The sequence below is a fragment of the Bradyrhizobium erythrophlei genome, assembly GCF_900142985.1.
Taxonomy (GTDB): Bacteria; Pseudomonadota; Alphaproteobacteria; order Rhizobiales; family Xanthobacteraceae; genus Bradyrhizobium; species Bradyrhizobium erythrophlei_B.
Genome location: NZ_LT670849.1, coordinates 3,356,755 through 3,370,475 on the forward strand (window position 1 = coordinate 3,356,755; position 13,721 = coordinate 3,370,475).

At 62.1% G+C, this 13,721-nt stretch carries 16 protein-coding genes and 1 pseudogene; 9 read left to right on the forward strand and 8 right to left on the reverse strand.

Annotation, left to right across the window (positions count from 1 at the left end; translation table 11 throughout):
• Positions 1-88: 88 nt before the first annotated feature.
• From dmeF to BUA38_RS15685, 3 genes are all read right to left on the reverse strand, one after another.
• Positions 89-1,096: a CDF family Co(II)/Ni(II) efflux transporter DmeF gene (gene dmeF / locus BUA38_RS15675; protein ID WP_072819014.1), complete on the reverse strand. Its 1,008-nt coding sequence runs from the start codon at positions 1,094-1,096 to the stop codon at positions 89-91.
• A 7-nt stretch (positions 1,097-1,103) separates the two neighbouring features.
• Positions 1,104-1,382, reverse strand: a complete 279-nt coding sequence (locus tag BUA38_RS15680; protein WP_072819015.1) for a metal/formaldehyde-sensitive transcriptional repressor — start codon at positions 1,380-1,382, stop codon at positions 1,104-1,106.
• An 85-nt stretch (positions 1,383-1,467) separates the two neighbouring features.
• Positions 1,468-2,283, reverse strand: coding sequence for a creatininase family protein (locus BUA38_RS15685; RefSeq protein WP_072819017.1), 816 nt, complete (start codon positions 2,281-2,283; stop codon positions 1,468-1,470).
• 102 nt (positions 2,284-2,385) lie between these two features.
• Between BUA38_RS15685 and BUA38_RS15690 the strand changes: the two genes are divergently transcribed.
• The 7 genes from BUA38_RS15690 (at position 2,386) to BUA38_RS15720 (ending at position 8,542) form a co-directional block, all read left to right on the forward strand.
• The gene (locus tag BUA38_RS15690; RefSeq protein WP_244553313.1) at positions 2,386-3,378 is read left to right on the forward strand and encodes an ABC transporter substrate-binding protein; all 993 of its coding nucleotides are present in this window, start codon (positions 2,386-2,388) and stop codon (positions 3,376-3,378) included.
• 12 nt (positions 3,379-3,390) lie between these two features.
• Positions 3,391-4,206, forward strand: coding sequence for an ABC transporter ATP-binding protein (locus BUA38_RS15695; RefSeq protein ID WP_072819021.1), 816 nt, complete (start codon positions 3,391-3,393; stop codon positions 4,204-4,206).
• Positions 4,203-5,039: an ABC transporter permease gene (locus BUA38_RS15700; protein WP_156898535.1), complete on the forward strand. Its 837-nt coding sequence runs from the start codon at positions 4,203-4,205 to the stop codon at positions 5,037-5,039. Before BUA38_RS15695 ends, BUA38_RS15700 begins: the two co-directional genes overlap by 4 nt.
• Positions 5,040-5,041: 2 nt before the next feature.
• Positions 5,042-6,031: a 2-hydroxyacid dehydrogenase gene (locus BUA38_RS15705; protein WP_072819023.1), complete on the forward strand. Its 990-nt coding sequence runs from the start codon at positions 5,042-5,044 to the stop codon at positions 6,029-6,031.
• Between the two features lie 30 nt (positions 6,032-6,061).
• A complete protein-coding gene (locus tag BUA38_RS15710; RefSeq protein WP_072819024.1) occupies positions 6,062-6,727 on the forward strand; it encodes an AprI/Inh family metalloprotease inhibitor in 666 nt (221 codons plus the stop codon).
• A gap of 149 nt (positions 6,728-6,876) precedes the next feature.
• Positions 6,877-7,230 carry a YciI family protein gene (locus tag BUA38_RS15715; protein ID WP_072819026.1) on the forward strand — a complete coding sequence of 118 codons (354 nt, stop codon included), beginning with the start codon at positions 6,877-6,879 and terminating at the stop codon, positions 7,228-7,230.
• A gap of 31 nt (positions 7,231-7,261) precedes the next feature.
• Complete coding sequence (locus BUA38_RS15720) at positions 7,262-8,542, forward strand: RNA polymerase sigma factor (RefSeq protein ID WP_072819028.1); 1,281 nt, start codon at positions 7,262-7,264, stop codon at positions 8,540-8,542.
• Between the two features lie 124 nt (positions 8,543-8,666).
• Here BUA38_RS15720 and BUA38_RS15725 read toward each other — a convergent pair whose 3' ends face one another.
• The 4 genes from BUA38_RS15725 to BUA38_RS15735 all read right to left on the reverse strand — a co-directional run bounded on the left by BUA38_RS15725 (position 8,667) and on the right by BUA38_RS15735 (position 11,186).
• Complete coding sequence (locus BUA38_RS15725; protein WP_072819030.1) at positions 8,667-9,344, reverse strand: hypothetical protein; 678 nt, start codon at positions 9,342-9,344, stop codon at positions 8,667-8,669.
• A gap of 116 nt (positions 9,345-9,460) precedes the next feature.
• A complete protein-coding gene (locus BUA38_RS36710) occupies positions 9,461-9,631 on the reverse strand; it encodes a hypothetical protein (protein WP_156898536.1) in 171 nt (56 codons plus the stop codon).
• 187 nt (positions 9,632-9,818) lie between these two features.
• Positions 9,819-10,277: a nuclear transport factor 2 family protein gene (locus BUA38_RS15730; RefSeq protein WP_072819032.1), complete on the reverse strand. Its 459-nt coding sequence runs from the start codon at positions 10,275-10,277 to the stop codon at positions 9,819-9,821.
• Positions 10,278-10,316: 39 nt separating this feature from the next.
• Positions 10,317-11,186, reverse strand: coding sequence for an SDR family NAD(P)-dependent oxidoreductase (locus BUA38_RS15735; RefSeq protein ID WP_072819033.1), 870 nt, complete (start codon positions 11,184-11,186; stop codon positions 10,317-10,319).
• A gap of 105 nt (positions 11,187-11,291) precedes the next feature.
• On the opposite strand from BUA38_RS15735, the gene BUA38_RS15740 reads away from it, so the two are divergent.
• Positions 11,292-12,155 (forward strand): LysR family transcriptional regulator, encoded by an 864-nt coding sequence (locus tag BUA38_RS15740; RefSeq protein ID WP_072819035.1) that lies wholly within the window; start codon positions 11,292-11,294, stop codon positions 12,153-12,155.
• Positions 12,156-12,201: 46 nt separating this feature from the next.
• Here BUA38_RS15740 and radC read toward each other — a convergent pair.
• Positions 12,202-12,917, reverse strand: a pseudogene (radC, locus tag BUA38_RS15745) (RadC family protein).
• 238 nt (positions 12,918-13,155) lie between these two features.
• Between radC and BUA38_RS15750 the strand changes: the two are divergent.
• The gene (locus BUA38_RS15750) at positions 13,156-13,713 is read left to right on the forward strand and encodes a TetR/AcrR family transcriptional regulator (RefSeq protein WP_172806030.1); all 558 of its coding nucleotides are present in this window, start codon (positions 13,156-13,158) and stop codon (positions 13,711-13,713) included.
• Positions 13,714-13,721: the final 8 nt, after the last annotated feature.

The window sequence follows — 13,721 nt, forward strand, 5'->3', positions numbered from 1 at the left end:
TATCCGCTTTGTCAGGATTGAAGGATTTGTTTGACACTAGTGTTACGGGCGCAACTACGCCCGGTTCCATCGGCTGTCAACCGCCGATTTACGCGAGGTGTTGGACCTCGATCGTGACGTGCGAAAGGTCGGAGAATTGCGCGAGGCGCTGGCGATAGTGCACAGCTTCGCGCGGCTCAGATGTCACCACGGAAACAATGGCGCCGAGATGGCCCGGCCCCAGCCGCCAGAGATGCAGGTCGGTGACCTCATCGCCCTCGCTTTCGATCGTAGCCCTGATCTTCGCGGCCATGCCGGGGTCGGGCATTCGATCCAGCAGAATGGCGCCGGTATCGCGCAACAGACCGACCGACCAGCTCGCAATCACGAGGGAGCCGATGAACCCCGCGAGCGGGTCCATCCAGAGCCAGCCAAACTGGCGCGCCAGCAGCAGGCCGACGATGACGAGCACGGAGACGGCGGCGTCCGCCATCACGTGAACGACGGCCGCGCGCATGTTGTTGTCGCGATGATGCCTCTCGCCGGCATGATCATGAGGGCCGTGATCGTGATGGGCGTGATCATGGTGATCGTCGTCGTGGTCATGGTCGTGCGGATGGTCATGATCGTGGGCGTGATCATGAGAATGGCCGTGGCCGTGAGAGTGGCCGCCGGCCAGCAGCCAGGCGCTGGCAATATTGACCAGAAGCCCGAGGGCGGCGATCGGGATCGCTTCATCGAAAGCGATCGGGACCGGATCGAAAAAGCGCGTGATGGCTTCATAGGCGATCAGGAGCGCAATCATCGCCAGCACGATGGCGCTGGAATATCCGGCGAGGTCGCCGAATTTGCCGGTTCCGAACGTGAAGTTCGCGTCGGAGGCATATCGGCGGGCAAAGGTATAGGCCAGCGCGGCGAGCAGCAGCGCGCCCGCATGCGTCGACATGTGCAACCCGTCCGCGATCAGGGCCAGCGAGCCGAACATGGCGCCGCCGACGATTTCGGCCACCATCATCACCACGCAAAGGATGATGACCGCCCACGTCCGCCGCTCCGCGCGCGCATGGTCCTCGCCGAGGAACACGTGGCTATGCGGCGAGATCTGAAAGGTCGTCATGTCCGCCTCACTTCAGATAGGTATGAACGACGTCGATCAGTTGATCGGCTGCCTCGGCGTTGAGAGCGCCGGGGTTCCTGTCGGGATCAACCAGGTGGGTGCGGATATGATCCTCGACCACTTCTGCCATCAGCCCGGCAACGCTGCCGCGAATGCCCGCGATCATATGCATGATGCGCTCGCATTCGGTCTCTTCGGTCAGCGCGCGCTCGATCGCCTCGACCTGGCCGCGGATGCGGCCGACGCGCGCGAGCAGCTTCTTTTTCTCTTTGATGGTATGGGACATGGTCCGCGCTATATAGGGTACCCCCCTATACTATGTCAACCATGCCCCTGAGCCGGCCCTCGCCTAAAGCGAGATCAGGCCCGGGTCAGGTTTCGGGGCGATTGGACAAAAGCTGGAGGTCGAACCGGTCGACGTCATCGAGCAGTTCGCAGAAGGCCTTCGCGCCCTGATCGATCAGGCGCTCGCCTTTTTCGGCCGAGGCCTGTGTGGCATCGCCGACCGCGCCGCTCGGGTGGAGGTCCTGGGTCTGCCAGGCGAAAGGCGCCGGCCGTTGCGTGGAGAGCCAGCGGAAATTCTTCTTCATCACGATCGTGAGGGGGCGAAAATCAGCGATCGCCTCGCGCTTCACCTGCGCGCCATACCGCGCCAGCATGATCGATGTCTCGACGGCGCCGCCATGAATGCCATGCTCGACCTCCTCGGCGGGAAATAACGTCTCGGCTGCCGAGAGGCGTCCCCATGAAGTCGTGACGGCGAGCATCCGCTGCTGTGCGCGCAGCTCCTGCGCAACAATGCTCATCGCGGCGCTGTTGCCGCCGTGGCTCGTGACCATCACGAGCTTTTTGAGCCCGGCGCGCGCCACGCTTTCGCCGATGGCCATCCAGCTTCTGATCGCCGCTTCCGGCGACAACGTCAGCGTGCCGGGAAAATCCGTATGTTCGGACGAAATTCCGATTCCCTCGATCGGAAGAAACGTGACGGGCGCGGTGCTGGAAATCAATTCGCGCACGCGCGCAAGATAGGCTTGCGCGATCAGGACGTCGGTTTCCAGCGGCAAATGCGGTCCGTGCTGTTCGGTCGCGGCCAACGGCAGCACCGCGATCCAGCGCGCGCGATCGCGGCCTGCCATTTCGGACCAGCGAATGTCGGTCCAATCGCGGGGAGGAAGGGTTGAAGTCATCGCGCAAAGATAGTTTGTATGGGCATTGGGATCGCCCCCATCATGCGGCCAAACGGCCCACGGAGTCCAACCATGAAGTACCCTTCTCTGCCGCGAGCGTTAATGGTTCTCGTGGTGGCCGTGATGGCGGCCATCTCGCCGGGGCGGGCGCAGACCACGCTGGACAAGGTGTCTTTTGGCACCAACTGGGTCGCCGAGGCCGAACATGGCGGGTTCTTCCAGGCGGTGGCCGATGGCACCTACGCGAAATACGGTCTCGATGTCACCATCATTTCCGGCGGTCCGAACGAGAACAACCGCATGCTCTTGATTGCCGGCAAGCTCGATTTCTTCATGGCCGCCAACACGCTGATGTCGTTGGATGCGGTCGCCAACGATGTGCCGGTCGTCACGGTGGCTGCGATCTTCCAAAAGGATCCGCAGGTGCTTTTGACCCACCCGGAATACAAGATCACCAAGCTGGAAGAGCTCAAGCCGTTTACGCTGTTCGTCTCCAAGGAAGGTATCTCGAGCTATTTCCAGTGGCTGAAGTCGGAATACGGATTTGGCGAAGACAAGGTCAGGCCCTACACCTTCAATCCGCAGCCATTCCTGGCCGACAAGCACAGCGCGATGCAGGGCTATGTCACGTCCGAACCATATGCCGTCGAAAAGACCGCCGGCTTCAAACCCGGAATCATCCTGCTCGCCGATTACGGCTTCAACACCTATTCGACGCTGGTCGAGACGCGACGCGACCTGATCGACAAGAAGCCGGACCTGGTGCAGCGCTTCGTCAGCGCCTCGATCATCGGCTGGTACAACTATCTCTATGGCAACAATGCTGCCGCCAATGCGCTGATCAAGAAGTTCAACCCCGAGATGACGGATGAACTGCTCGCTTATTCGATCGCGCGGATGAAGGAATACGGCATCGTGGATTCCGGCGACTCCTTCCGCGATGGCATCGGCGCCATGAACGATGACCGGATGGCGAGCTTCTTCGACAAGATGGTGCGCGCCCATGTCGTGAAGCCCGATGTCGACTATCGCAAGTCCTATACGCTCCGTTTCGTCAACAAGGGCATTGGCGTCGAATTGCGGCCGAAGAACTAGGACCTGGGCGACATGGTTGATCCGGCCGCGCTGGCTGACATGGGCACCGATCCGGCGGGAAACGTCGCGGTGTCCTTGCGCGGCGTCACCAAGACCTATGACAATGGCGTGGTTGCGCTTGGTCCGATCGACCTCGAAGTCCGGCGCGGCGAGTTCGTGTCGCTGCTCGGGCCTTCCGGCTGCGGCAAATCCACCGCGCTTCGTCTGATCGCGGGCCTCGGCACGCCGAGCTCCGGGACGGTCCGTGTGGCGCGAACCGCCGTCGAAGCGAATGGCGGACATGCCGTCGGCTTCGTGTTTCAGGAGCCGACCTTGATGCCGTGGACGACGGTGCGCGAAAACGTCCGCTTGCCCTTGAGGCTCGCGCATGTCCCGCTGTCGAGCGCCAACGCACGCGTCGATCAGGCGTTGGCGCAAGTCGGCCTCTCCGAGTTCGCCAACGCTTACCCGCGCGAATTGTCTGGCGGCATGAAGATGCGCGTCTCGCTTGCGCGTGCGCTGGTGACCGACCCGGACATTCTGCTGATGGACGAGCCGTTCGCGGCGCTGGACGAAATCACGCGCTTTCGCCTCAATAACGACCTGCTGGCGTTGTGGCGCTCCTTACGCAAGACCGTCATTTTCGTCACGCACTCCGTGTTCGAATCGGTCTATCTGTCGCAGCGGGTCGTCGTGATGACATCGCGGCCCGGACGCATCGCGACCGAAATCAGCATCGAAGCCACCGAGCCGAGAGGGGAGGACTTCCGTACCTCGGCCGACTATGCCGGCTATTGCCGGAAGGTGTCGAGCGCGCTCGCGCCGGCCTATTCGGGACCATCGGCATGAGTGCAGGTGAACGCGTGTCATTGTCGTCCGCGCCGTCACCGCCCGGCAACTCCGCCGCGCGTCTCGTCCGTCTCGTATTGCCCATCATCGTGCTCGCAGCAGGCCTCGGGCTGTGGGAATTCGTGGTGCGCGTCAACGACATCAAGCCCTATGTGCTGCCAGCACCGTCCGCTGTGTTCACGACGCTGGTCCGCGACTGGGACGTGCTCTCCCAGTCGCTCCTGACCACGCTATTGACCACCTTCGAAGGTTTTCTCGCCGCCGCGATCGGCGGCATCGTGCTGGCGCTGTTGTTCAACCTGTCAAAATGGCTGGAATATTCGTTGTTCCCTTATGCGGTTGTGTTGCAGGTCACGCCGGTGATCGCGATTGCGCCACTATTGTTGATTTATCTGCCGCAAACCACGGCGGTCGTAGTCTGCGCCTGGATCGTCGCCTTCTTTCCCGTGTTGTCCAACACCACGCTCGGCCTGAATTCAGTGGATCGGAACCTCGCCGGCCTGTTTCAGCTTTACCGCGCCTCGCGGTTGCAGACCCTGTTCTTTCTCAAATTGCCGGCTGCCTTGCCCTACATCCTCGGCGGGCTTCGCATCGCTGGCGGCCTGTCCTTGATCGGTGCGGTCGTGGCCGAAATCGCGGCAGGCTCGGCCGGCGCGGGGTCGGGATTGGCGTACCGGATTGCGGAATCCGGCTATCGCCTCAACATTCCCCGAATGTTCGCAGCCTTACTGTTGCTCTCGGCCGCCGGAATTGTCATTTATGGGCTGCTGGCGCTGACCTCGCATCTGGTCCTGCGGCGCTGGCATGAGAGTGCGCTTGGAAAGGAAAGCTAAAAATGGCGGGCGGAAATCTTTCATCGGAAAAAATCGATCTTCTGGTCTATGGGCCGAACAAGCCGATCATCGACAAGGGTTTTTCCGATCAATTCGTGCTTCACCCCGCCGAGACGCGCGCCGACCTCGAGCGCATCAGCCCGGCGGTCAAGGAGAAAATTCGCGGCACCGCCGTGACCTACAGCACCGCCCGCTGCGACGGCGGCGTGATGGGAATGTTCCCGAAGCTGGAGATCGCGGCCTCCTTCGGCGTCGGCTACGACCACGTCGATGCCAACTATGCGCGCGAACATAACATCGTCGTCACCAACACGCCGGACGTGCTGACCGAAGAGGTCGCCGACATCGCGATGGGGCTTCTGATCGCCACGCTTCGCGAGTTCGTCAAGGCCGACCGCTATCTGCGTTCCGGTCTCTGGACCACGCAGCAGTATCCCTTGAGCGTCGGCTCGCTGCGCGACCGCAAGGTCGGTTTCGTCGGCATGGGCCGCATCGGCCAGGCCATCGCGCGCCGGCTCGATGCGTCGCTGGTGCCGGTGGTTTATCACACGCGCAACCCGGTCGCAGGCTTGAGCTACAAGCACTATCCCGATCTGATCGAAATGGCGAAAGCCGTCGATACGCTGATGGTGATCGTGCCCGGCGGTCCTTCGACCGCGAAAATAATCAACGCCGACGTGCTCAAGGCGCTTGGCCCCCGCGGCGTCATCATCAACGTCGCGCGCGGTTCGGTCGTCGACGAAGAAGCGATGATCGCGGCGTTGAAGTCGGGCACCATTCTCGCTGCCGGCCTCGACGTCTTCGCCAACGAACCGGCCGTGCCGGACGAACTCAAGGCGATGCAGAATGTCGTCTTGCTGCCGCATATCGGTTCCGCCTCGGTCGTCACCCGCAATGCGATGGACCAACTGGTGGTCGACAACCTGAAAGCCTGGTTTGCCGGCAAGCCGCCGCTGACACCGATTGCGGAAACGCCGGTGAAGGGTCGCTAAGTGCGAATTCTGCGGCGCCTCGCGTTAGCGATGCTGGCGGCGCCGCTGGCTTGCGCGCATCCGGCCGCTGCGCAGGATGCGACTTCCCTGAAGAAAGACATGGTCGGCCAGTGGGAGCTCTCGACCACCGAGCGCAGTAAAACCTGTGTCGTCACGTTGAAGGGCGACGCGGCGCCGCAAGGCTTCAAGCTCGAACTCGAACCAGGTTGCGCCAACGCGCTGCCGTTTGCGAAAGATATCGCCACCTGGAATGTCAAAGGGCTCGATATCGTTCGTTTGCAGGACACGAGCGGCCAGCCGGTGATCGATTTCACCGAAGTCGAGAGCGGGATCTTTGAAGGGGTCAGACAGAACGAGGGCGTCTATATCCTGCAAAACCTCGCGGCCGCGCGTTCGCTTGCCAAATCGATGGACCAGATGATCGGCGACTGGGCCATGGTGCGCAGCAGCGGCCAGATGATTTGCGGCCTCACGCTCACCAATACCGATGCGGGCCAGGACAATTTCCAGGTCTTCCTGAAGCCGAAATGCGATCCCATGGTCACGGCCTTCGCGCCGAAGCGCTGGCGGCTGGAGCATGGCCAGATGCTGCTGATGTCGGACAAGGGCGAGACCTGGCAGTTCGAAGCCGACGACAACGCGCAGTGGCGGCTGGTGCCGGACAGCACCGATCCTTTGCTGATGATGCGGCAGTAGGCGGTCTCTCGACCGGCGGCCAATTGGCCCGGTCGCGGGATGTGAATTTTTCTATAACTCGTGTCGATTTGCAGCTGGTTGCTTCGTCGAACCATTAGCGAGACAATTCGGGGGCAATGTGCCCGCGGCTCGCCTGAAGGAGTTTTCACATGCGCTTCATGTATCTGGTCACACATCCCGGCCCTCCCGCAAATCCAGCCCCCGAACTATTGGAGGCCATGCACAAACTGGCTGAGCGAGAAATCAAGGCGGGCCGCATGCTCGACAATGGGGGGTTGATGCCGGTTGAGACAGGGGCGCAGGTGCGCATCAAGGGCGGCAAGCTCAGCGTGATCGACGGTCCCTTCGTCGAAGCCAAGGAAGTGGTCGGCGGCTACGCGATCTTCGAGCTTCGCGACAAGGAGGAGGCGGTGGCGATGGCGAGGGAGTTCATGCAGCTTCATCTCGACCACATGCCCGGTTGGGAAGGGACGTGCGAACTTCGCGCGTTCGCTGGCCCGTGACCGACGGCTCGCGCGGCCGGCCCGCTCTGCCGTGACGGCCGGCGACATCCACCATGCCATTCTGGCGGCCTGGCGGGTCGAACAGCCCGGGCTCATCACCGGCCTTTCGAAAATGCTGCGCGATGTGCCGCTGGCAGAGGAGCTGACGCAGGACGCGCTGCTGGCGGCGCTCGAGCATTGGCCCTCGAGCGGCATTCCGGAAAGGCCGGGCGCGTGGCTGGCGACGACTGCCAAACGGCGCGCGCTCGACTATCTGCGCCGGTCCCGGATGCTCGCGCGCAAGCATGAACAGGTTGCGCGCGAGCTGGAAGCGGAGCAGCAGGCGATGCCCGATCTCGAGGCTGCGCTCGATGATGATATCGGCGACGAGATGCTTCGGTTGATCTTTACGGCGTGCCATCCGCAGCTGTCGCAAGAGGCGCGCGTGGCCCTTGCGCTTCGGATGATCTGTGGCCTCACCACCGAGGAAATCGCGCGGGCCTTTCTGGTCTCGGATGCGACCATTTCGCAGCGTATCGTTCGTGCGAAGCGAACACTTTCGGAGTCGGGGCTGGTCTACGAGACCCCTCGCGGTGAAGAGTTGTCGGAACGGCTCGCCACCGTGCTCGAAGTCGTCTATCTGATTTTCAACGAGGGCTACACCGCTGCAACGGGGGAGCATTGGCTGCGTCCGCAGCTTTGCCAGGAGGCGCTCCGGATCGGTCGTATCCTGACGTCGATCGCGCCCCGTGAGCCCGAAGCTCACGGCCTGCTTGCGCTGATGGAGCTGAACGCCTCTCGTAACGTGGCGCGCACCGATGCGGCGGGCGCGCCGGTTCTGATTCTCGAACAGAATCGCGCGCTGTGGGACCTGCTGCAAATCCGGCGCGGAATGCAGGCGCTCGCCCGCGCGCGCGAGCTTGGCGGGGCATTTGGATTCTACGCGCTTCAGGCGGCCATCGTCGCCTGCCATGCGCGGGCCGCGACTGCCGCGGAGACCAACTGGACGCAGATTGCGGCGCTTTACCTGGAACTGACCAAACGCGTGAATTCGCCGGTCATCGAACTCAACCGCGCGGTCGCGGTCGGCATGGCCGAGGGGCCGGCGGCGGGGCTTGAGATCGCGGACCGGCTGGTGGGCGAGCCGGCGCTCAGGACCTATCACCTGCTTGAGAGTGTGCGTGGCGACCTGCTCTACAAGCTTCAGCGTTTCGAGGCGGCCAAAGCGGCCTTCACGGCGGCCGCGGAACTTGCGGGCAACCAGCGCGAGCGCGATTTCTTGCTGCGCCGCGCCATCGAGGCCGCAAAAGCATCCAATCATCCGATCGAATAGAGCCTTAGCGTTCAGATCAGGCGCGTGCCCTGCTAGCTCGCGTGTCTTTTCGGGATCGATCTGCGGCGAGATCTGGAGCGGGCCTGATGGGACGCTCCAGATCAATCGCAGCGTGGTTTGCCGCTTACGCCCTGGCGTGCGGACGTTCAGCCGTCCTTCCCGGCACGACGACGGTCGTCGGCGACCGGAGCCAGGCTTCCTGCGTAATCGTGATCAGCGAAGGCTGATCGACGATGCCGATGGAATCCCATGTGAACATCGCGTAGCCCGGCTTGGTGCCGTCGACGCCAGACGGGAGGGAGACCTTGAGCTGTCCCGCGAGCCAGGCAAGCGAGCCATATCCGCAGAGGCTGACGCAGTGATCCTCCGCGTCATCTTTCTTGAAGCCGAGACCGAACCATCCGGTCTGACCGTTGGTGGTCCGCCATGCGGTTTCGAGCTGGGTTGCGGCGACGCCGATCTTGACCGGGCCTTTCGAAATCGCGCTCTGGAGTGTGGACGGATTGGTCCAGTCGACGGAGAAGATCTGGCCGTCATCGAACGTTTTTCCGTTCTCCTGAAAGCCGCCTTTCTGCATCCACTGCAAGACCTGGTGGAGGTTGGCGCCCTCGAGCACGCCGTGATTCTTGGCCCAGGCCATCGCGATCTGGTCGGTGATGAAGATTTCCGGCTGATGACAGGCTTTCGCGAAGGCCTCTTCGGCCGTGACGCAATCGCCGTGATCGAAATTGCCCCAGGAAGAAATCTGGTGGGGCAGGGTCAGGAAATTGGGCGGCGCTCCTGCAACAGGCGTATGCGGCATGGCAGCCGCGAGCTCGCTCCTCAGCGAAGGGGCGGCTCCGCGCTTGGGGGTTTTGTTTCGTCCACTTCCTCCTAGTTCAATAGCCATGGTTTTGCTCCTAGCTTGAATGAACTCAATTATTTCTGTTCGGTATCGTTATTCCCGGCGTCACGTTGATCGCCGTCAAGTTGAGTACGTTCCGGCTGGCGATTTTTCGCATCGTCCGGCACGTACCGCGGTGCCTTCTCGCGCACGTCTTTCGGCGTCGGAATCGCACCTCGTTTCGGAGCAGGAGGTTTGTCGCTCATCCCTATCGCTCCTCCTCCGCTTGGAAAAATATTCTAGCAATGGTTGAGCGAAGCCAGCTAAGCACGGCAAAAAATCGCGCCGTGTGAGCTCGTTCACATCGGCGCGTTTTTTTCTCAGGCGGATTGAAGCGGGTGGCCTTGGATCTCGACGGTCACGAGCGCCTCGCTCATCGCGAGATTCGATCGTTCAGAACATTCCGTTGGGGTTGGCGCGCGGAATATTCGGCGCGATCAATGGTGCCGAGTTTTGCGGGTCGCCGACGACCTGCAATGTGTCCCAATGTTCGATTGCCTTGCCGTCGACGTCCATCCTGTAGATATCGACGCCGGCGATTCCCGTGTCGTTCGGATCATCATTGAAAAGATTCAAAAAGTTCACGTGCGCCCATACATAGTCGCCGGCGGCGATGATGCGGTGGACGACGACGCGAGCCCGGGCGCGTTCCCGTGTGACCTGGGCGAAGAACTTTCCCAGCGCGACCGAACCGTCCGCGATCAACGGGTTGTGCTGGATGTAGGCGGGGCTCACGTATTTGGCCGTGCCCTCTTCCGATATCTTCGTGTTGATCATCAGCTCGTAGAGGGCAAGAACGTTGTTCTTGTTGCGAACGGCGCGGCTATCGTTGGTGTCAATGATTTCGATCATGGCTGGCTCCTTTTGCAAGACGGGTGATTGTCAGGTGGATCAACTCAGGCCGACGAGCTGAAGGCGCAACGCATCCTGCTCGACGTCCGATTTCTCGCGAGCGAGCTGGAGCATCTCTGCGGCGTCTGCTCCCACTGGCGCTCGGCTCGGTGCGGGGACTTGCTCGGCCAGCTCGATCACCCTTCGGGCGGCGGCGGCCGAGTCGAGCCCGCTGTTCTGCATGCCGTTAAGAGCGGCTGCGAACGATCCGAAGGTTTTTCCGTATAACTCGCGTTGTTCTGGCGTCATTCCGTCGGCCACCCGCTTCAGCGCCGCAGCCGTTTTCGCGGGGCCGCCGGTCTTCATGTTGCCTGCCGCTGCCACCACGACGTCGATTCCGAACCGCTTCAGCTCGGCGCGGTAGACTGTCGCGAATACCTCCATCGCGGCCTTCGATGCGCCCGACGGTCCATTGAACGGGAGTGGCACGCTGGCGGTCCAGGTGCTGACCTGAACGATGCGCCCGCGCGCCTTCCTCAGCGCCGGCAGGAACGCGTTGATGACGGACAGAGCTCCGAACACATTGACGTCGAATTCGCGCCGGATGGCGTCGAGCGGAAGAACCTCGATCGGCCCCGGAGTCAGAATGCCGGCATTGTTGATCAGGATATCGAGGCCGGAATCGCCGAGGGCGTCGGACACGCCAGCCGCCCAGGCTCTCACGGACTCTTCTTTGGTCATGTCACAGACCGTCAGGCTGACACGTCCTCCAGACGCGTCTTTCAGGTCCCGCACCTCTGCGGCGGACATGGCCGTTCCGAAAACGACGTAGCCTTTGGCTGCGAGCCCGAGCGCGATATCGCGGCCAAGCCCGCCGCCGGCGCCAGTGACGGCCGCTGAGCGGCCGGAATCTCGGATAGTCGGTGACATATGAATCTCCATTGGCTTCAACTGCTGGCCAAGGTATCGTCGCTAAAACCGACACAGTAGCCCCGTAGTCCGGCCATCTGTGTCGCTATAAGTGGAACGCTGGAGATGGATCTCGACGACCTTCGGACGTTTGTCGAAGTGGCCGATGCGGGCGGGGTGTCGTCGGCTGCCCGGCGCCTTGGCGTTTCGAAGTCGATCGTCAGTCGACGGTTGTTCCGGCTGGAAGCCGAGCTCGGCGTTCAGCTTCTCGCTCGGACAACACGCGGCGCCGCGCTGACGGAGGCCGGCGTTACATTTCGCGAGCACGCCGCCCGCGTCTGCGCCGAAATCGACGTCGCACTTGAAACGATCTTGCCTGCTGGCGAACTGCGCGGTCGTTTGCGTATCGCAGCGCCGCTATCCTTGGGGCCGACGCATTTGGCACCAGTGTTTGCAGAGATGGCGCGGCGCCACCCGCTGCTCCACCTACAGGCGAGCTACAGCGATCGTTTCGTGGACATTGTTGGGGAAGGCTTCGATTGTGCGATACGCGTCGGCTATCTCAACGACTCGAACTTGATCGCACGTCGTGTCGGACCGGTCACTGGAAAGCTCGTCGCAAGCCCGGACTATATCAGGGAGCATGGGGCTCCCGCGACGCCGGACGAACTCCTTGCCCATCAGGCGCTGATGCAGGGAACGGAAACCTGGCAGTTTATGGATGGCGACAAGACAATTTCCATTCATCCGCAGGGTCGGTTCAAAGCGGACAATGGCACCGCTCTCGCCGCTGCTGCGGTGGCGGGACTCGGCATCGCCTGGCTTCCGGACCATCTCATCAGGGATTATCTGGAATCCGGCGCCCTTGTCGCGGTGATGACGAGCTATCTTGTCCCGACGGCCGGCATGTTCGTCGTCCGACCTCCTGGTCAGCACTCCACAAGGAAAGTCCGACTTCTCACCGAACTGCTGATTGAACATTTCGGATAATTGGCGCCCACCCGAACGCCGGACGGCGCCGCGTCAGTGTCGCTGACTAGATCAGCCGCATGCCCTTCAGGCTCGAATGTCCGTTCTTGCCGACGATGATGTGGTCGTGCACCGATATTCCAAGTGGATTGGCGATGCCGATGATCGCCTTCGTCATCTGGATGTCGGCCTGCGAGGGCGACGGATCGCCGCTGGGATGGTTGTGCACGAGGATCACGGCGGTTGCGGACAATTCCAGCGCCCGCTTGATGACCTCGCGCGGTTAAACCGGGGTGTGATCGACCGTGCCGGTTTGCTGTATCTCGTCGGCGATCAACTGGTTGCGCTTGTCGAGAAAGAGAATGCGAAACTGTTCTTTCTCGGCGAAAGCCATGCCGGTGCGACAGTAGCTGATGACGTCGTCCCACGACGACAGCGCGACACTCCGCTTGATCTCGCCCTTGGCGATGCGGCCGGCAGCGGCAGCCAGCAGCCTGAGCTGGGTGATCGAGGCATCGCCAACGCCGTCGATTTCGCGAAGCAGATGTTCCGGTGCGTGAACCACCTCGGCAAATGAGCCGAACTTTTTTTTAGCAGCGTTTTAGCCAGCGGCTTGGTGTCGCGCCGCGGCAGCGCCGCAAACAGCGTCAACTCCAGCAGCTCATAGTCGCTGAGTGCGTCCGGCCCGGCGTTACGGAAACGTTCGCGCAGGCGTTCGCGGTGGCCGTGATAATGCGGCTTGTCGTCGGGCTTTTCGCCGGATGGGCCGTTCCTGGAAGGCATCGGCTCCAATGTGCCGTGGCGGGAGCGTTTTGCAACCGGCAAGTGCGGCCCCGCCCAGAAGCATGATCCGGAAAAGTGTGTAGCGGTTTTCCGAAAAGATCATGCTCGATCAAAGTTTCGCCCACGCGTCTGTGACTTGATTTAGGGAGTAAATGATCCCTATATGCTCGCCATGAACAAGCCAGCCAGATCGCTTGAGGAAGTAGCGCGCCCGCGTGGTCGGCCCCGCGAATTCGACATGGACGAAGCGCTTGACCGGGCGATCCGGGTGTTTTGCGAACAGGGTTACAACGCCACCTCGATCGGCGACCTGATCGACGCCATGGGTTTGGCCTCAGGCAGCATCTACAAGGCGTTCCGCGACAAACGCGCGGTGTTTCTGGCGGCGCTGGACCGACATATCGTTTTGCGCAAGGAACAGATTGCCGCTGCTGCCCGCACCTCCAAACCGGCGCGCGAGCGGATGCGCGACGTCCTGGCCCATTTTGTCGAGGTATCAAAGGGCATTGAGGGCCGACGCGGCTGCCTGGTGGTCGGAAGCGCCGTCGAGCTCGCCATTCTGGACCGCGAGGTCGCAGCGCGTGTCACTGCGAGCCTCAGCAAGAATGAGGCTTTCCTCGCCGACCTGATCCGCGAAGGGCAGGCGGACGGGTCGATCCCGGCAGGGATCGATCCGGAGCAGACCGCGCGCGTCATGGTCTGTCTCACCCAGGGCCTGCGTGTCGTCGGCAAATCCGGCCGGGCGCCGCAGGACACGGCCGCCGCCGTCGACATCGCCATGAAACTTCTTCAGTAAGAGAGCCC

Coding starts and splice junctions, on each gene's coding strand:
- dmeF (WP_072819014.1), bottom strand. CDS start 1,096: ATGACGACCTTTCAGATCTCGCCGCATAGCCACGTGTTCCTCGGCGAG.
- BUA38_RS15680 (WP_072819015.1), bottom strand. CDS start 1,382: ATGTCCCATACCATCAAAGAGAAAAAGAAGCTGCTCGCGCGCGTCGGC.
- BUA38_RS15685 (WP_072819017.1), bottom strand. CDS start 2,283: ATGACTTCAACCCTTCCTCCCCGCGATTGGACCGACATTCGCTGGTCC.
- BUA38_RS15690 (WP_244553313.1), top strand. CDS start 2,386: ATGGTTCTCGTGGTGGCCGTGATGGCGGCCATCTCGCCGGGGCGGGCG.
- BUA38_RS15695 (WP_072819021.1), top strand. CDS start 3,391: ATGGTTGATCCGGCCGCGCTGGCTGACATGGGCACCGATCCGGCGGGA.
- BUA38_RS15700 (WP_156898535.1), top strand. CDS start 4,203: ATGAGTGCAGGTGAACGCGTGTCATTGTCGTCCGCGCCGTCACCGCCC.
- BUA38_RS15705 (WP_072819023.1), top strand. CDS start 5,042: ATGGCGGGCGGAAATCTTTCATCGGAAAAAATCGATCTTCTGGTCTAT.
- BUA38_RS15710 (WP_072819024.1), top strand. CDS start 6,062: ATGCTGGCGGCGCCGCTGGCTTGCGCGCATCCGGCCGCTGCGCAGGAT.
- BUA38_RS15715 (WP_072819026.1), top strand. CDS start 6,877: ATGCGCTTCATGTATCTGGTCACACATCCCGGCCCTCCCGCAAATCCA.
- BUA38_RS15725 (WP_072819030.1), bottom strand. CDS start 9,344: ATGCCGCATACGCCTGTTGCAGGAGCGCCGCCCAATTTCCTGACCCTG.
- BUA38_RS36710 (WP_156898536.1), bottom strand. CDS start 9,631: ATGAGCGACAAACCTCCTGCTCCGAAACGAGGTGCGATTCCGACGCCG.
- BUA38_RS15730 (WP_072819032.1), bottom strand. CDS start 10,277: ATGATCGAAATCATTGACACCAACGATAGCCGCGCCGTTCGCAACAAG.
- BUA38_RS15735 (WP_072819033.1), bottom strand. CDS start 11,186: ATGTCACCGACTATCCGAGATTCCGGCCGCTCAGCGGCCGTCACTGGC.
- BUA38_RS15740 (WP_072819035.1), top strand. CDS start 11,292: ATGGATCTCGACGACCTTCGGACGTTTGTCGAAGTGGCCGATGCGGGC.
- BUA38_RS15750 (WP_172806030.1), top strand. CDS start 13,156: ATGGACGAAGCGCTTGACCGGGCGATCCGGGTGTTTTGCGAACAGGGT.